This window comes from Sphingobacterium psychroaquaticum, from assembly GCF_900177625.1.
Lineage (GTDB): Bacteria > Bacteroidota > Bacteroidia > Sphingobacteriales > Sphingobacteriaceae > Sphingobacterium > Sphingobacterium psychroaquaticum.
In genome coordinates, this window is sequence record NZ_FXAU01000003.1 from 468089 (window position 1) to 484896 (window position 16808).

Below are 16808 nucleotides of genomic sequence, written 5' to 3' on the forward strand. Positions count from 1 at the left end.
ATAATTATGAAAGAAACAGATAACTCCAGAAGAAGTTTTATTAAGCATGCAGCGTTGGCTGCCGCCGGTTTCATGATTGTTCCGCGCCATGTATTGGGTGGTCCGGGGTTTGTTGCGCCAAGTGACAAACTTATGATTGCTGGCATTGGTGTGGGGGGTAAAGGACAAAGTGATATTGCCTCTTTCCATAAGAGCGGAAAAGCTGAAATTGCTTTTCTCTGTGATGTAGACGACCGTAGAGCAGCGGGATCCGTAAAATCTTTCCCGAAAGCGAAGTACTATCGCGATTATCGTGAAATGTTGGATAAAGAGCATAAGCATATCGACGCTGTGTCGGTATCTTCTCCGGATCATAACCACGCTATCCAAGCACTTGCGGCGATGCAATTAGGTAAGCATGTTTATGTACAGAAACCTTTGACTCACGATGTGTGGGAGGCTCGCGTGTTAACGGAAGCTGCAAAAAAATACAAGGTAGTAACGCAAATGGGGAATCAAGGGGCGTCCAATGATGGCCCTCGTGAGATAAAGGAATGGTATGAAGCGGGTTTGATTGGTGATGTACATACGGTTTATTGTTGGACAGACCGTCCGGTATGGCCTTCAGGTATTCCATGGCCGAAACAAACGGCCGAGGTGCCAAAAGAACTGGATTGGGATTTGTGGTTGGGAACAGCTCCGAACAAAGATTATATCGAGAAATTAGTGCCTTTTAACTGGCGTGGATGGTGGGATTATGGTACAGGAGCATTAGGAGATATGGGTTGTCACTTACTGGAAGTACCATTTAGTACGTTAGGCCTGAAGTATCTACAGGACGTGCAAGCAAGTGTAGGAACGGTGTATGCAGATGAGTTCAAACGTGCTTATTATCCGGAAAGCTGTCCGCCATCGAGCCACGTAACAATGACATTTCCTAAGACGCCAAAAACACAAGGACAAGTAACACTTCATTGGATGGATGGTGGTATTCAGCCTGCAAGACCGGATGAGTTAGAACCAAATGAAGTGTTTGGCGATGGTGGAAATGGTATTTTGTTAATTGGTACGAAGGGCAAGATTCTTGCGGATACCTACGGCGATAATGCACGTCTGTTACCTACGAGCCGTAAAGCAAATGTCGCACAGAAATATGCACGCGTAGAAGGCAAAGCAAATGGACATTATGGACAGTGGGTGGAAGCTGCGATCGCTGGTTATGGTAAAAAAGAGGTGAGTGCGCCTTTTGAAATATCTGGACCGTTGACGGAGGCTCTATTAATGGCTAATTTAGCTATTCGCGGTGCTGATTTACGTATCGATGGTAAGTATCCTGGACGAAATCTTAAATTGTTATGGGATAATAACCAGATGAAAGTGACTAACTTTGATATAGTCAACCAATTTGTGAAACGCCAGTACCGTAGTGGCTGGGAGGTTAATTATACGATTTAAAAGTATTTAAAATGAATAGAAGAGAAGCAATTCAACGTGTCGCCATGCTTGTTGGTGGTTCGGTAATCGGTGCAAACTTGTTTCTAGAAGGATGTACACGATCGGCATCTAAAGATGTAGCGGCGTTGTTTGATAAGACAAATACAGACTTATTGGGAGATCTAGCAGAGGCTATTTTACCTAAAACGTCGACTCCTGGAGCGAAAGAAGCAGGTGTTGGTGAATTTATACCAGTGATGATTCGCGATTGTTATACGCCACAAGATCAGAAAGCTTTCTTAGAAGGTTTTGCCGGTTTGGATGAACGCGCGAAGAAAGAGTTTGGAAAGAAATTTCAAGAATTATCGAAAGATGAAAAACTGAAATTTGTGAATGCTTACGATAAAGAAGCGAAAGAGTTTCAAAAGACACGTGGTGAGAAACAAGATGCACTTTATGCTGAGGCTGAAAAAGCTGGAAAGAAAAAAGAAGATGTTGAGCAATTGCCAAATCACTTTTTCCAGATGTTTAAGCAACTTACCCTTACGGGCTTCTTTACTTCCGAAGTTGGTATGACACAAGCTTTACGGTATGTAAAGATTCCTGGTAGATACGATGGTAATTTCCCGTATAAAAAAGGTGATCGTGCTTTCGCATAAGCTTTACATGATGTAAATATTAAAAAGGAGGCCTAGAGGCCTCCTTTTTTAATGAAATCTATCGCTCTATTTCCATTAGAAAAACGGTTCGATCTTCCTTTGTAATGCCAAAATTTATTATGCTATCACTTATATGTTGTCTGATTTGAACAGCTTGTCCCAAACGCAATTCTTTAATATAATTGACATTGATCGCGTGAAATGGTTTCTCCAGTACCATCTCGCTATCTAGTGTGTCTAAGCACCAGTCCGTGTATTTTACATTATTTACGTGGTTTACAATATCTAAATCCGATAGCTTAGTTTCATAGGCGAAACTGTGGTCGTAATGTGTGGTGGCGTCAATACGTTTGTAGGGGAGACGTGTAGCTGTTTTTTCTTTTAGGACAATGTCTGGATCGATCTCCTTGTTCAGCTGTTCGGATTTTCGCTCTTTGGTGTTAAAGACGGCCCAAAAGCTTGTTACACCAATCATCTTTTTTCCGTTTACCGATACTTCGAATTCACGTGTGGATCGGTTACCCTGAAAATCATGTATCCATGTCTGCACCTCTATTTTACTTAAAAAGCGGGGTAATTTTTCGATTTCAAATCTGATTCGACTGAGTACCCAGGATTGGTGTGCTTTTGCCATTTCTAAGTAACCAAAGCCCAACTCTTCTGCATGATCGGCAGCCGTAAGTTGAAGCATGTTGCTTAAAGCACTATATTTTAGTAGTCCATTGGCGTAACAGTGTGTGAAGTCGAGCGTAAATGATTTCGTATATATTGCTTGTTGCATAGTTTCTATCTTAAAGATTATGGTTCTCTATTTATTTTGTTTGATACAGGACATTCTGATTCTATTCTGTGAATATAACAGTATTGTAAATAATTTGTTGTTATCTATGAAAATTCAGTAACTAAATTTATATTTAACTATCGATGATTCGAGATATAATATTTGAACGTCAACTTAAATTTACGCACTATGATAGGACAGATTATTGAGAAGGAGCATATCCAGGATTTTAAAATTATTCCAGCAGATGTAGATCGGTCATTGGTACTGCATGACATCCTTACCGCAGCACAACGTCTTGGAAATGAGTTTAAGTCAAAAACGACGATTGTCTTCCAGACGGAAGATGGACCAAAAAGGGTAGAGACCACAGTTTGGTCATTAACAGAAAACTACGTACAGATTAAAAATGGCGTATTGATTCCCTTAAAGGCAATAATTGAAGTGTCACTATAGAGAATTTTAGTATTAATGTGAAGGTAGGAATAGAAATATTTCTACCTTTTTTTGTGAGATCGAGGTCTACTTTTCCTTTTTTTAAGGATTTTCTGTTACAAATTAGGCTACAAAATACCTAGCCTACGTTAAATAAAACGTAGGTGCCGTGTTTTTTTTCCAAAAAAGCGAGAAATATCGGTTCGTACCGTTAACTTCGCTTAAATTTGAGAAATAGCCTTTTGATAGAGTGCCATACCAAACCAAAAATGCTTTCACTTGTTACGTCACTCGCCAAAGAAGGGGGCAAGAGCTCGTATACGCTAACGCCAAAATAATCGGCTATTTTGTACACTTGATCGACCTTAACCTTGGTTTCGTTTCGTTCGATTTTCGAATAAGCAGCTTGCGACATATCGAGCATAAAGGCTACCGCCTCTTGCGAAATTCTCAAACTTTCTCTTTTCTGTCTGATGTAAATACCAATTTCTGCCTGTGCCATTTGTAATAAAGTAACTTAGTCGGATAATACAAAGCTAAGAATATTACCTGAAGTTATAAAATATATGAGTAATAATACTATAAGTTTTACTATACAACTTTTAGTTGTACCCCTAGTTTGCTATTATATCGTTTTTTGTGGTGTACTATTAAAGATAAAACATCATGGAAAAGAAATTTGAAAACGTAGAATTAACAGCATTGACAATCGAAGAGCAAACGCAGATCAATGGTGGTGGCGAAGTAAGAGAAAATGAAAAACAAAAAAATCTAGTTGATTTTATTTGGTCATTGGTTACAGGTTAAATAAAAAGCGATAATACTTCCTTAAAGGAATTTGGACGTACAATAAACGCTAGAAGGCCGCCGAATAAAAAGGCGTACAGGTGAAGATAGACGTTTTGACTGGTTGTTTTACGAACGCGAGTTAGTAGAAACAGTATAAGAAGTAGGGAGAGCCAGTTGAAGAAAAAATTGCCTACGAATGGAAGTACAAAGCTGCTTACAGTTTCTGTAGGAAAAAAAAGACCTGAAAATCCATAAAGTCCAAATGATAAACCTGATGCACCCATGGTCGTAAAAAGAAAGTTTTCTTTTTTACGAAGGGTTTGAAGAATATTTGGAATGGTAATTAACACGATATAAATTATCGGGCTTAGACATATTGATACATTCTTGCCATAAATTTGTTTTACACATTCATAGGCATCATACGTCAGTATGTAAATAGCTAATAAATTAAACAACAAATGCCACCAATTACGATGCACGAATGCAGAGGTTAACAGTGTATGCCAACGTTTACCTCTGCAAACTTCGTAAGGATGCAGTACAAGCTTGTAAAAATAGGGTTTGTAGTAGAAGCCAATTATACTACTTACAAAGATTAAAGGTACGATTATGTACGTCCAAGGCGATTCTTGGAAAGTCGGTAGAACATCAAATATTGACATGCCTATTTATTGTTGTTTTTCATCGAATTAAGATAAGTTGAAGTTTTTAAAAAACCAACCTCTAGTATCTATAGGCTGTTTTTTTGTCTTCATACTTAATCAATTTAACCCTTGTTTTTTAGTTTTTGTTTTTCAAAAAATCACAAAAGGTGAAAATGAGACAAGGGGATCATATTTCATTATTGTAATCGGTATTACAGTAATAACGCTCCTTTTATATTTATCGCTACACGGCAAGAAAAATAAAAATTAATTCATCCAGAATTCACCGGACTACACTCGATTTTTACTACTTTTAAGGCTTTTCACGTAAACAAATTAACCTTCTCCATGAGAGCGTCAACGCTATATATATGTTTATTGTTATTGGTGGTTGCAGTCTTTGTATCGTTACCGCTTATAAAGGTACCCATTACAACAGCTGCGCGCGGCAGTATACGAGCAGCAGATGAAAATACGGCCGTTATCTCTTTAGTAGCGGGGCGAGTCGTAAAGAGTAATTTAAGCCGTAATAATCAACTTGTACAACAAGGGGATACGCTGCTTGTCGTTACCACAGAAGGTCTTCAGAACAAACAAAGCAATCAAAATCAATTATTGGGAGAAATAAAAGCACAAGTTTCAGACCTAAACCATTTGTTGGCTGGTAGGTATAATCAGATAAGTACGGGACAGTATCGGCAGGAGCTATATGCTATGCAAGGTAAAATGGCAGAAGTTGAGACGCAACTTAATCTTTCCGAACGAGAGCGGGACCGTAATAAACAGCTTTTTGAGCGAAGGGTGATCTCGCAAGCCGAATATGACAAAAGTCATTATGCGTATGAGCAAATCCGTAAACAATTCCAATCAATCCCTATACAACAAGCTGCTATTTGGCAGGGAAAGAAACAAGAACTTGAGCAACGGCTTACAACGATGCAGGGAGATATACAAGACCTCTCCATAGAAAGCCAGAACTATGTCGTGACGGCGGCGGCAACAGGGCGTCTAACTAATTTTAAAGGGTTACAGGCGGGTGGTCAGGTTGTTCAAGGTCAGCATTTAGGCGATCTATCGCCGGATCATGATTTAATTGCCGAATGTTTGGTCTTACCCAAGGATATTGGTTTTATTCACCCTGGACAAGCAGTGCGCTTGCAAATGGATACCTATAATTACAATCAGTGGGGGATGGTGGAGGCCGTTGTACTAGATATTGACCCCAACGTTTCAGTAGCCGATCAGGCGGAACCTTTCTTCAAGGTTCGTTGTCAGCTGAAACAGGATGTATTGACCCTGCGTAATGGCTATCAAGCAAAAATTGGTAAAGGAAATAGTTTTGTAGCGCGTTTTTACCTATTAGATCGTACGCTGTGGCAACTTCTGTTTGATCGCGTGGACGATTGGTTTAATCCTGCACTTGGTAATACATCAAGCAATAAATAACTCTTAAGCTAACGAACGGAATGGGCAAAAGAAATTATGCAAAGGTAAAGCAACATGACGTACGCGATTGTGGAGCCGCTTGTTTATCGTCAGTAGCCGCTTTCTATGGCCTACAGATGCCTATCGCTAAAATTAGGCAGTTATGCCATACAGACACGCGTGGAACAAATGTATTGGGAATGATCCAAGGATTAACCGCGATGGGGTTTGTGGCAAAAGGGGTAAAAGGAGGGATTACAGCTTTGAAAAGTATACCTTTACCTGCCATAGCGCACGTCGAGTTTAAAGAGAATGTTCCTCATTATATTGTTCTTTACAACGTAGATAAACGTCAGGTGACCTATATGGATCCGGCTACCGGAAAAATAGAAAAGCTATCGATAGAAAATTTTGATAAAGCATGGTCCGGGGCCCTGATATTGATGGAACCCAATGTATACTTTGAACAAAGGAACGAAAAGACACAGGTTTATCAACGCTTTTGGAACCTGATAAAACCACACCGATCGGTCGCTTTTCAAGCACTAATCGGTGCCATATTCTATACATTGCTCGGGCTTTCGACTTCTATTTACATGGAAAAGGTAACCGATTATGTTTTGGTGGATGGCAATTTGAGATTGTTAAATCTACTCTCTGTGATTATGATCGTTATTTTACTTTTCCAACTGTTTATAGGAGGAATGAAAAGCGTGATGGTATTGCAAACGGGGCAGCAGATTGATCGGTATTTGATTTTGGGGTATTATAAACACTTACTGAGTCTTCCTCAACGTTTTTTCGATACCATGAAGGTTGGAGAGATCATTTCTCGTGTAAATGACGCGGTAAAGATACGGGCATTCATCAACGATGCAGCAATCCAGATTGTGGTAAATATCTTTATTGTCTTTTTTTCCTTTGCTTTAATGTTTTCCTATTACTGGAAGCTAGCTTTGATAATTGCGCTGGTCATACCACTTTACTTTTTAGTGTATTGGGTAACGAACAAACTCAATAAAAAGGTAGAAAGACGAATGATGGAAGAAGGAGCTGAATTGGAGTCCCATCTTGTGGAGTCTCTGCACGCGGTGCGCACAATTAAACAATTTGGTATCGAGCAATTTGCGAATGATAAGACCGATAGTAAATTTTCCTTACTCTTAAAGACCATATACAGGTCCGTGATGAATAGTTTGTTCTCGACATCGTCTTCTGATTTTTTATCTCGTATTTTCACGATAGTTTTGATTTGGGTAGGCGCACGGTATGTTATAGATCGTATTATTACGCCGGGTGAGTTGCTTTCTTTTTATGCATTGATCGGATATTTTACAGGGCCTGTCACTCAGCTCATTGGGATGAATAAGACCGTTCAAAATGCGATGATAGCTTCGGATCGTTTGTTTGAGATTATGGATCTGGAGCGGGAAGAATCAACAAACAAACTAGATCTTACGCCCGAAGGGATGGGCGATATCGTATTTAACCAAGTTTCTTTTAGTTACGGCTCCCGTATTGAAATTTTTAAAGCGTTTTCTTGTACGTTTGAAAAGGGGAAAACAACAGCGATTGTCGGAGAAAGTGGCTCAGGAAAGACCACAATCTCCGCTTTAATCCAAAATCTCTATCCCCTCAATAGTGGAAAAATAACTATTGGTGATTATGATATCAATTACCTTTCTAATTACTCGTTGCGTAAGCTGGTTTCGGTCGTCCCCCAGCAAATTGATTTATTTTCTGGAAATATTATAGATAACATCGCTTTAGGCGAAGATTTTCCAAATCTACAGCGTATCATCGACATCACCAAAAAATTGGGAATCCTTCCGTTTATTGAAAAGCTACCAAGTGGTTTTCAGACCTACTTAGGGGAGAACGGAGCTTTGCTTTCCGGTGGGCAGAAGCAGCGCATCGCAATTGCAAGAGCTCTATATCGAAATCCTGAAGTACTCATATTGGATGAAGCGACCTCTTCGCTTGATTCTGCATCGGAGGAGGTTATACAACAAACGCTCCAGTCCTTTAGAGATGCGGGCAAAACAATGATCGTTATTGCACATCGGTTGAGCACCGTTGCTCACGCAGATTGCATCATGGTTCTTGATGCGGGCAAGATTGCAGAGCAGGGGACACACAGCGAGTTAATGAAGTATGATTCTTTGTACAAAAAAATGTGGGAGAAGCAGCTGGTAAACCTTGGTGGGTAGGTCGTTATTTCAATTTTTTTTCAAAAAAATGAAAATATAACCTGTAGTTGTGGTGAGAGTTCTGCCGGCTTCGCATCTTTGTAATGTTGAAAGCGCGTATTATAGAAACGCAAGTGTCGAAAAGGTTTGGATCTTAGTGCGTAGATGTAAACATACTCGGCTATCTAGAAGCGATTTCTTTCAAATATGATGTGATTTATTTTTATGGGTAAAAATAATTTACTTTTAAGGAGGTGTCCGTTCAACACCTCCTTTTTTATGACCATTACTGATCAGAGCAAAACGCACACAAAATCAACTAGACTTTGACACTTTTTACTTAATCTTCGCCTTACCGGATTTTTTTCTGCTATATTTTTTGATGTTTTTCTCTTTTACATACTCCAAAGCACCTTCTTTACAGTACGCTGTTAAGTAAACAGAGAATTTGTTACTGTCTTTTTTGTCGATTTCCAACTCTCTTAATACGTCGGAAACACGTTTTGGTGTGTCAAAAAAGTTTGAATATACCAGTTCATCTAGTTTACGGGCTGTCTCATTGCGGTACCCGGCCCCAGGAGGGGCTTCAAAAGGTGGTGTGAGAACAAGATCTTTTACGAAAATATCACGTGGTTGGATACCTAATGCCTGACAAATCAACAAAAAATTGCTCAGCGATGTACCTCGACCCTTTTCAACGGAAAAAATGGTCGTGATGGTTAAGCCGGTCATGGTGGCGACATCGCCTTGTGAGAACGAACGTTCTTCACGATGTTTTTTGAGAAGCTTACCAATACGAAGGAGCGTTTCTTTGTTGTAGTTTGACACAAAGCAAATAAATAGTTTTTTTGCGCAAAAATAGTAAAGGAAAATAATAATATATTAATGTGCAATTAATGTTGTGTTTTATTTTATTTTTATTTGTCTATATGTTTCTAATTGCCTATATTTGAATTAGTGGGCTATCAGAAAGTAACCAAATAATGTGCGTCTGCTATACAATGTCTTTTTACCTACGTTCAATATAATACAGTATTGTAAGCTTGAATGATAACCGATAGGGCGTAGGGGTACAATATAAACAGTGTGGTTAAACAGCTATATATAGGTAGCATATTAAGCTCTTTGATTTATGGGATGAGTATACGAAGTGATGGAAAGAAATTACCCATGAAAGTTAGATTTATCATTGCGGTACGTGTTATAGTTCCGCTTTGGTAAGTCTTCGTATCCGAAGTCCAAGCGTATTTTAAAATACACAAGCAATACAGGACGTCCGCTGGGGGTCTTTGCTGACAATCTGTATTGTCTTGTGTTATACATGAAGGGAGTTCCTTTTTTTTGTAGTTTTTGATTTACGACTTACCCAAGCCCGGTTTCCATAAAAATCCGTCAAGAGCCCCGGGCTCGGCGTAAGTCAATTTGGTTCATATGTACCGCTAAGAGGTCGTAATGTAACCTGTAGAGCCTGTTTCAGCAATGGAACAGGCTTTTTTATAGTCGCATTGACCATTCCATCTAGGGAGAATCGCTATGATGGGGATGTATGTGCATGTAAAAGAGTGTGGGCAAAACCATAACAACCACTGCCTATGTCAAAGAGTGTTAATTTTTTCTTCGATCTATCATTTATCAGTAGTTTCGTCTATCCTAATTGGTTTTATATTAAACAGTTGTTTCTTAATTTTTTATGGTCTTTAAGTTTGTTTTTAGTAGCCTAGTGCTCTACATCTTTTGTCTATCGGTTCAGGCACAGATTTCATTTGTAGATGCCGTGCATAAACAAGGGATTCCAGCACTGAACGTGTACCATAAGAATGGTACTCTTATTGGCTTTACGGATAAGGATGGTATTTTTAATTTTTTAGAGGGCGCCAAAGAATCTATTCCAAAGCCGTGGGAGGTTGTTGTGCAACATGTTTCTTACGAGCGGGCAAGTTTCACGCTCTTAGAAAACCAAAAGACACAAATCCTTGAACTAATACCACGTACAAATACTATTGCTGAAATTGTGGTGGATCGTAAGCACCGGGATGTGGTCGTGCTAAGGGGGTATTACAGAGCGTTGGAGACCTTTAATTTACAACATAAGTATTACTCGGATGGCATTATAGTGTATTATATCCCACTTACAAAAGGAAAAATGAAGTACCAATTGATAGATTATCGCGTATATCGAGATTCATCCGTTGTTCGGGATTACGACAAAAAGATGTCTGGCTTTTTTCAGATTCAGCGCGTCCCAAGCCTTTCTACTAAGGGGCTACGGGAACGGTTAGAAAAGTTGAACTTCCGAGAGGAATCCAACACTGGGATAACTAAGATCTTAAAAAACGATGTTGAGGTTGGAAATATTAGGCCTAGTTCGGATGGAGAGACGATGCAATATTTTAGAGACGGCGTGCTTCCTGATTCCATTCGTCACACTAAAATATTTCGCCTAGAAGCAAAGATTAAAAACGCGGTTAATCTGGAAACTTTTGTCAAACGTCCATTGGCGGCGAGCAGTCCGGCCGACTTACAAAATATATATCAAAATGTAGTTGGCAGTATTAAGCGAAAAAACGAATATGGACATATTCCATATGAAGGTCTAGCGGAATTCTATGTGATGGAACGATCTTTTTTAACGGCGGAAGAATACAAAAAAATAGAGAAACAATTGGAACGTAATATTTATAAGACGCCAATGAAGAGCCAATTTAAGCGTAAGTTTTGGGAAGATTTGAAGGCTCATCAAATTCCTGATGTCAGTGAGGCATTGGGTCTACATTTGGGAACTAAACTGAAGCTTATCGAATAAAATAAAAATTGAATCTGTGATTACAAGGAGCTTAAGCTCCTTGTAATGCATCATAGGTAATCCGATAGGATTCCAGTTTCTTGTCTATATCAAAAATATAGTTTGTTGTGATTATCTCATCCACGCCATACTGCGCAACAAAGCCGGATACTTGCTCCCGAATAGCTTCTTTATCTCCTACGAAGGTGCAGGAAACCATACTTTGTACCGCTTTTTCTATTTCTGGAATTCCATGGTAAATCACCTGATCTGTCGGCGGTGAAAGTGGTCTGCGAAGGTTGGTTACTATACCCGCAAAAAGGTTAAACAAAGAGGTTGCCAAAAAGGCCGCCTCTTCCGTCGTTTGGGCAGCAACAATATTAACGCAGACCATGAAATACGGCTTATCCAGATAGGGTGAAGGCTTAAAATTTGCTTTATATATTTCTGCCGCTTGGCCTAGCATGGCCGGTGCAAAATGTGCGGCGAAGGCGTAGGGAAGACCGAGTTCCGCAGCAAGGTAGGCAGAATCGGTACTTGAACCCAATATGTAAAGGGGAACATGTAGCCCCTCTCCCGGAAAGGCACGTACTTTTTCCGTAGGGTTTTCATTTTCAAAATAATGTTGTAGCGCTTGGATATCATCCTTAAAATAAAAGGAGGTGTTGAGATTATTCCGACGAAGTGCCATTGCTGTCAACTGATCTGTTCCCGGAGCACGTCCAAGACCCAAATCTATCCGTCCAGGATATAAGGTTTCTAAGGTGCCAAATTGTTCTGCAATAACTAACGGCGCATGGTTCGGTAGCATAATTCCTCCAGAACCGACACGGATTTTATGTGTCTGACTGGCAACATGCCCGATAAGTAAAGAAGTCGCTGAGCTGGCGATATACTCCATATTATGGTGTTCAGCGAACCAGATGCGTTCGTAACCTAATTGTTCTATATATTGAGCCGACTGTACCGATCTATCAATCGCTTCTTTGGTATTAGACCCCTTACTGATGGTGGCTAAATCCAATGCGGAAAGTTTGAGTGTGTTCATACGTTAAAAGTACGAGGTTATGTGTAAATCAATGTAAGGCTTTTGTCAATTACGGGAGTGCGATAAAAACATGACGTATGGGAGACGAATCATGCGAGTCAGACCGTTTAACATTAAAGTTTGATTAGAGTTTTTCTTGTGCTCACGATAAACGAATGAATTTGGCTATTTTTGTACAAATTAGGTTGCTATGCAGATTCTTGTAGTTGAAGACGATAAGCGTATTAGTACTTTTTTGGTTAAAGGATTAGAAGAATGTGGTTATCTCGTGACGCTTTGTAAAAGTGCAGAAGAGGTAATAGAGAAAAACTATATCCAAATGGATTGGGATCTGATTATTTTGGATGTCATGTTACCAGGAATGGATGGTATACAATTGGTGCAAACTTTGCGTTACAAAAAGCTTTACACCCCTATATTGATGTTAAGTGCGCTCAATGCGGTACAGGATAAAGTGTCGGCGCTCGATTATGGGGCCGATGATTACCTAACGAAGCCTTTTCACTTTGATGAGCTACTTTCAAGGATTAAGGCACTAACGCGCCGGCAACAATATCAGCAGCAAGAGCAACCTAAATCTACTTTTACTTTTGGAAGTCTCCAGGTTGACTTAGAACAATATAAGGTAACTCTAAGTGGTTCTAATGTGGACCTCTCTCCTCGAGAGTATAAATTACTGATGTATCTCATTGAAAATAGAAATAAGACCGTAAGTCGTATTCAGATCTTAAATGCTGTCTGGGGAATTACCTTTGAAAATCATACCAATGTTGTGGATGTATATATATCGTATTTACGAAATAAGATCGAGAGCGAGAGCGAAAAATACATCTTTACCGTGAAAGGCGTCGGGTATATATTTAAAGCATAGTTATGAAATTAAGACACAGACTATCGTTATACGCTGTATTGGTTTTTACTGTCGTTATGCTGGTCGTTGCGTTCCTGATCTACTTTTCTTATTACGCACAGATGGTGCAGAAAGAGCACAAGTCATTGGAAAACAAATCCTTGTTGGCCGCTATCTATTATTTAGAGCAAGACGAACTCCCCGTGCTAGAGCATACGCATATTAAAAACCAATTGAACAAAGCCATATCTCGAAAGAATATCGTAGTATTCGATAGCTTGGGGCATAAATTTAATGGTGATATGACACTGGACGGTGAAATTCCAAAGGATTTTATAAAGCTTGTTGAGCAGCAGAAAAATGCTTTTTTTGATTCGCCTGATTTTTTCTATAATGGTATCTTTTATGAAGATAACCAAGGTGATTTTGTCGTGATTACCCGAGAGCCGCGGGAAGAGTTTAATGGACAGATGGCCTCGCTGATGAAGGTGCTTTGGATTGCTTTTTTTATCGGTTTACTGATCATCTTTCTCTCTTCACAATATTTGGGGTATATCGCATATCAGCCCATCATAAATATTGTAAAGCAGATCAAAGAACGGGATAGTAAAAATTTTAATGAGCCGCTGAAATTAGCGCGGTCGTATGCGGAGATTGAAGATCTAGTGACCACGTACAATCATTTTGTCGATCGTATTGCGCAAACATTCACCATTCAAAAAAACTTTATCGATTATGTCTCCCATGAACTACGTACACCGATTACCGCTCTGCTCGGAACATTAGAGGTAACAAGTAGTAGACCTCGCTCTATCGAGGTTCACGAGGAAGCTATACGCCAATTGAAGCAATATACAAGTGATCTTCAGGAAACCTTGGACCAGATGATGTTGCTCTCCGGGGCAAAAACAAGTTTCGAGTTTAGAGAGGTTCGTGTAGATGAGATTGTTTGGCAAGTGATCGAGAATATGATCCTATACCATCAAGCGCAAGTAGAAGTAGAAATCCTGGTCAAAGATAATGCGTTGCTCATGACGGAAGGTAATGATAAGCTTCTGGAGTTGGCGATAAACAATATCTTGGAAAATGCAGTCAAGTATTCCGATAACAAGCCTATTAAAGTGACTTTGAGCGAATGTGACGGACGGTTGATCGTGTCCGTTTTAGATCAAGGGATTGGTATTCCGCAGGATGATCTACACCATATAAAAGATAATTTTTTCAGGGCTCAAAATACGAAAGGGATTCAGGGTAAAGGCATCGGTTTATCCATGGCGAATATCATTTTTTCGCTGCATAACATACAATTACAGATCCACTCAGGGAAGGACGGTACACGCGTCGATTTGTTATTCTAATCAAATTCTAATCTATCTTAGAAATCCCCTTAATCTACTGCGCTTAGTTTTGTCGCAAAAGATGAATATAAGGTGAGAAGAATTTATTTAACAGCCATGTTGTTATTCTTTATTAGCTTTTTACAAGCGCAAGAATATACAATTTCAGATCTAGAAGCTAATTTTTTAGCGAACAATTATGAGCTTATTGCACAGAAATTCAATATCCAACGTGCGGATGCCGAGATGGTGCAGGAGCGCGTATGGCCCAATCCGACGTTCAGTATTAGCGAGGTAAATATTTGGAAAAATAATACCGCGGAGGTGCTCCCTCATCTGTTCGGAAATTATGGTAAACATCAACAGATTGCCTTCGAACTAGAACAAATGATCGAAACGGCCGGAAAGCGAAAGAAAAGGGTCGCGCTCCGGAAGTTGGAAAAGGAAAGTGAAATTTTAGATTATGAGGATCTCATCCGGGAGCTCAAGAAAGATCTACGGCAAACATTCAATACGCTGGGGCAACAGGAACGCGAATCGCAGCAGCTACAAGGGATATACGAAGGTTTTCAACGTTTGTATCAGCAATACAGTAACCAAGCCACAAGTAATAATGTTTCGAAGGCAGATGTGTACCGTATACAAGCTGAGTTGATAGCGCTCCAAAAGGAAGTTATTGCCCTCGATGCGGAAAAGAGAGAATCGTTACAGAAACTTATTGTATTGACTCAGATACCAGATTTAACAATTTCAAAATTGGTATTGCCGACTGTTACCGTGGGATTATCATTACGCGTTTCGACACAGACAAACCTGACTGATGTTGGTGAAAATACGACCTTAAAAAAACAATCTAATGAGTTGGCGAAAGCGAACCAAGAGTTTGCCATAGAAAAGAGTAATCGCGTGCCGGATCTAACTTTTCAGATGAATTATGATCGGGGCGGAAATATTATGCAGGACTTTATTGGTCTCGGTGTGAGCTTTGATATACCCGTATTTAACCGAAATAAAAGTAAGATAAAGGCCGTATCCTATCAAATAGAACACGAGACGAAAAAGCTACAATCTATTCAGTTTGATGTAGAGCAATCGGCGTTACGTTTGCATCAACAACTCATCCAGTATGAAGAAGCCCTGGCACGATGGGATGAATACAAGTTCGAAGATTATAAAACCATTGTAGATAGCTACAGGCGTAATCTGCAAGACGGTAAGGTATCCTTGGTTACCTATGTCGACTTTATGCGGTCATTCCGAGAGTCACAACAGGTATACCTAGAACTGGTATCGGACTACATGAATTCGTATGAGGAGTTACAATATATATTAGGAAAAGACTTTCAATAAATGATGAAGAGACACTATACATTATTCGCCTTGGGCGTGGCCATTTTGGCTTCTTGCGGATCAAAAGGAGAAAAGACAGAAGAAAAAGAAATAGCGACACCTACCTTTTGTCTCAGTGCTGAGCTAAAGAAATCTACGACAATATCCGAGATGAACGAAGTTCCTATTACGGAGCAATTAACCTTATCAGGTAAAATTGAATATAATGAGAATGATTTGGTTGCGTACCGGAGTTTGCTAGAGGGCGTGGTAGAGCAAGTACGCTTTGAGCTCGGTGATTTTGTAAACAAAGGACAGGTCTTGGCAACGATTAAGTCACTTGAGATTCAAGATTTGTATCGTCAACAGCAATATCAACAGAATCAAATAAGCTTGCTTCAACAGCAAAAGCTATCAAAAGAATCGCTATTACGTGATGGTTTAATTTCAGCGCCTGAATTATTAGAGACGACACACGAGTTAGAAGGAGCAAAGATTGAACTTAAACGAATTGAAGAATCTTTAACATTGTTTAAGGCGGCAGGTAACGGACTTTTTCACATTGTAGCCCCAAAGAAAGGGTATATTATTCAGAAGTCTATAAGTTCAGGGCAAGCTATTACAAAGGAAGATGATCCATTATTCTCCATTTCTAATTTGAAAGAGGTTTGGGCCATGGTAAATATTTATGCCAGCAACTTACGGTTTGTGCATACAGGGGATCAGGTAAAGATACGAACTATAGCTTATCCAGATCAGCTATACAACGGGCGGATCGACAAGATATATAATGTGTTTGATGATAATGAGCATGTATTGAAGGCGCGTGTTGTACTTGAAAATCAAAAATTAAATCTCGTACCGGGCCTTAGTGCGGATATTATTATCGATAAAAAGAATAATTTGGGCATGGGCATTCCTATCCCGAGGAAAGCGATAGTTTTTAGTAACAACAAGGAGTATGTCTTAGTTTATACCGACGATTGTCACATTGAAACGAGGCAAATTGCTCCCGTAGCAAGCAATGAGGAATATGTGTTTGTGCGAGAAACGGTGTTGCCGAAAGACAAGATCGTGACGTCAAACGCGCTGTTGATCTATGAACATCTAAATCAATAGGTTAT

Annotated in this window: 16 protein-coding genes; 11 read left to right on the forward strand and 5 right to left on the reverse strand. The window is 39.6% G+C overall.

Annotated features, from left to right (window positions below; translation table 11 throughout):
* Window positions 1-6 precede the first annotated feature (6 nt).
* Both B9Y69_RS10340 and B9Y69_RS10345 read left to right on the forward strand, forming a co-directional pair.
* Window positions 7-1434: a Gfo/Idh/MocA family protein gene (locus tag B9Y69_RS10340; RefSeq protein ID WP_144036544.1), complete on the forward strand. Its 1428-nt coding sequence runs from the start codon at window positions 7-9 to the stop codon at window positions 1432-1434.
* A gap of 11 nt (window positions 1435-1445) precedes the next feature.
* Window positions 1446-2072: a gluconate 2-dehydrogenase subunit 3 family protein gene (locus B9Y69_RS10345; protein WP_085472863.1), complete on the forward strand. Its 627-nt coding sequence runs from the start codon at window positions 1446-1448 to the stop codon at window positions 2070-2072.
* Between the two features lie 58 nt (window positions 2073-2130).
* On the opposite strand, the gene B9Y69_RS10350 is transcribed toward B9Y69_RS10345, so the two are convergent.
* Entirely contained in the window at window positions 2131-2853 is a 723-nt protein-coding gene (locus B9Y69_RS10350; RefSeq protein ID WP_085472864.1) for an acyl-[acyl-carrier-protein] thioesterase, read from the reverse strand.
* 189 nt (window positions 2854-3042) lie between these two features.
* Here B9Y69_RS10350 and B9Y69_RS10355 point away from each other — a divergent pair, with 189 nt between their 5' ends.
* Window positions 3043-3309 (forward strand): hypothetical protein, encoded by a 267-nt coding sequence (locus B9Y69_RS10355; RefSeq protein ID WP_085472865.1) that lies wholly within the window; start codon window positions 3043-3045, stop codon window positions 3307-3309.
* A 190-nt stretch (window positions 3310-3499) separates the two neighbouring features.
* Here B9Y69_RS10355 and B9Y69_RS10360 read toward each other — a convergent pair whose 3' ends face one another.
* On the reverse strand, window positions 3500-3790 hold the full coding sequence (locus tag B9Y69_RS10360) for a helix-turn-helix domain-containing protein (RefSeq protein WP_085472866.1): 291 nt from the start codon (window positions 3788-3790) through the stop codon (window positions 3500-3502).
* 164 nt (window positions 3791-3954) lie between these two features.
* Here B9Y69_RS10360 and B9Y69_RS19185 point away from each other — a divergent pair, with 164 nt between their 5' ends.
* Complete coding sequence (locus tag B9Y69_RS19185; protein WP_159451832.1) at window positions 3955-4095, forward strand: hypothetical protein; 141 nt, start codon at window positions 3955-3957, stop codon at window positions 4093-4095.
* On the opposite strand, the gene B9Y69_RS10365 is transcribed toward B9Y69_RS19185, so the two are convergent.
* On the reverse strand, window positions 4092-4742 hold the full coding sequence (locus B9Y69_RS10365) for a rhomboid family intramembrane serine protease (RefSeq protein WP_085472867.1): 651 nt from the start codon (window positions 4740-4742) through the stop codon (window positions 4092-4094). The genes B9Y69_RS19185 and B9Y69_RS10365 overlap by 4 nt on opposite strands.
* Window positions 4743-5072: 330 nt before the next feature.
* On the opposite strand from B9Y69_RS10365, the gene B9Y69_RS10370 reads away from it, so the two are divergent.
* Entirely contained in the window at window positions 5073-6170 is a 1098-nt protein-coding gene (locus B9Y69_RS10370) for an HlyD family secretion protein (protein ID WP_085472868.1), read from the forward strand.
* A 20-nt stretch (window positions 6171-6190) separates the two neighbouring features.
* On the forward strand, window positions 6191-8359 hold the full coding sequence (locus B9Y69_RS10375) for a peptidase domain-containing ABC transporter (protein WP_085472869.1): 2169 nt from the start codon (window positions 6191-6193) through the stop codon (window positions 8357-8359).
* 315 nt (window positions 8360-8674) lie between these two features.
* Here the strand turns inward: B9Y69_RS10375 and B9Y69_RS10380 are convergent, their stop codons facing one another.
* On the reverse strand, window positions 8675-9166 hold the full coding sequence (locus B9Y69_RS10380; protein WP_159451833.1) for a helix-turn-helix transcriptional regulator: 492 nt from the start codon (window positions 9164-9166) through the stop codon (window positions 8675-8677).
* 862 nt (window positions 9167-10028) lie between these two features.
* Between B9Y69_RS10380 and B9Y69_RS10385 the strand changes: the two genes are divergently transcribed.
* Entirely contained in the window at window positions 10029-11141 is a 1113-nt protein-coding gene (locus B9Y69_RS10385) for a peptidase associated/transthyretin-like domain-containing protein (RefSeq protein ID WP_085472871.1), read from the forward strand.
* A gap of 31 nt (window positions 11142-11172) precedes the next feature.
* Here B9Y69_RS10385 and B9Y69_RS10390 read toward each other — a convergent pair whose 3' ends face one another.
* Window positions 11173-12168 (reverse strand): LLM class flavin-dependent oxidoreductase, encoded by a 996-nt coding sequence (locus B9Y69_RS10390; RefSeq protein WP_085472872.1) that lies wholly within the window; start codon window positions 12166-12168, stop codon window positions 11173-11175.
* A 190-nt stretch (window positions 12169-12358) separates the two neighbouring features.
* On the opposite strand from B9Y69_RS10390, the gene B9Y69_RS10395 reads away from it, so the two are divergent.
* From B9Y69_RS10395 to B9Y69_RS10410, 4 genes are all read left to right on the forward strand, one after another.
* Window positions 12359-13039 carry a response regulator transcription factor gene (locus B9Y69_RS10395; protein ID WP_085472873.1) on the forward strand — a complete coding sequence of 227 codons (681 nt, stop codon included), beginning with the start codon at window positions 12359-12361 and terminating at the stop codon, window positions 13037-13039.
* 2 nt (window positions 13040-13041) lie between these two features.
* Complete coding sequence (locus B9Y69_RS10400; protein ID WP_200811781.1) at window positions 13042-14376, forward strand: sensor histidine kinase; 1335 nt, start codon at window positions 13042-13044, stop codon at window positions 14374-14376.
* A 72-nt stretch (window positions 14377-14448) separates the two neighbouring features.
* Complete coding sequence (locus tag B9Y69_RS10405; RefSeq protein ID WP_144036545.1) at window positions 14449-15705, forward strand: TolC family protein; 1257 nt, start codon at window positions 14449-14451, stop codon at window positions 15703-15705.
* Complete coding sequence (locus tag B9Y69_RS10410) at window positions 15706-16803, forward strand: efflux RND transporter periplasmic adaptor subunit (RefSeq protein ID WP_085472875.1); 1098 nt, start codon at window positions 15706-15708, stop codon at window positions 16801-16803. It abuts the gene before it with no gap.
* The last annotated feature ends 5 nt before the right edge of the window (window positions 16804-16808 follow it).

What these genes read in the sequence shown, in the direction of transcription:
- B9Y69_RS10340 (WP_144036544.1), top strand. Translation starts at nt 7, where the DNA reads ATGAAAGAAACAGATAACTCCAGAAGAAGTTTTATTAAGCATGCAGCG.
- B9Y69_RS10345 (WP_085472863.1), top strand. Translation starts at nt 1,446, where the DNA reads ATGAATAGAAGAGAAGCAATTCAACGTGTCGCCATGCTTGTTGGTGGT.
- B9Y69_RS10350 (WP_085472864.1), bottom strand. Translation starts at nt 2,853, where the DNA reads ATGCAACAAGCAATATATACGAAATCATTTACGCTCGACTTCACACAC.
- B9Y69_RS10355 (WP_085472865.1), top strand. Translation starts at nt 3,043, where the DNA reads ATGATAGGACAGATTATTGAGAAGGAGCATATCCAGGATTTTAAAATT.
- B9Y69_RS10360 (WP_085472866.1), bottom strand. Translation starts at nt 3,790, where the DNA reads ATGGCACAGGCAGAAATTGGTATTTACATCAGACAGAAAAGAGAAAGT.
- B9Y69_RS19185 (WP_159451832.1), top strand. Translation starts at nt 3,955, where the DNA reads ATGGAAAAGAAATTTGAAAACGTAGAATTAACAGCATTGACAATCGAA.
- B9Y69_RS10365 (WP_085472867.1), bottom strand. Translation starts at nt 4,742, where the DNA reads ATGTCAATATTTGATGTTCTACCGACTTTCCAAGAATCGCCTTGGACG.
- B9Y69_RS10370 (WP_085472868.1), top strand. Translation starts at nt 5,073, where the DNA reads ATGAGAGCGTCAACGCTATATATATGTTTATTGTTATTGGTGGTTGCA.
- B9Y69_RS10375 (WP_085472869.1), top strand. Translation starts at nt 6,191, where the DNA reads ATGGGCAAAAGAAATTATGCAAAGGTAAAGCAACATGACGTACGCGAT.
- B9Y69_RS10385 (WP_085472871.1), top strand. Translation starts at nt 10,029, where the DNA reads ATGGTCTTTAAGTTTGTTTTTAGTAGCCTAGTGCTCTACATCTTTTGT.
- B9Y69_RS10390 (WP_085472872.1), bottom strand. Translation starts at nt 12,168, where the DNA reads ATGAACACACTCAAACTTTCCGCATTGGATTTAGCCACCATCAGTAAG.
- B9Y69_RS10395 (WP_085472873.1), top strand. Translation starts at nt 12,359, where the DNA reads ATGCAGATTCTTGTAGTTGAAGACGATAAGCGTATTAGTACTTTTTTG.
- B9Y69_RS10400 (WP_200811781.1), top strand. Translation starts at nt 13,042, where the DNA reads ATGAAATTAAGACACAGACTATCGTTATACGCTGTATTGGTTTTTACT.
- B9Y69_RS10410 (WP_085472875.1), top strand. Translation starts at nt 15,706, where the DNA reads ATGATGAAGAGACACTATACATTATTCGCCTTGGGCGTGGCCATTTTG.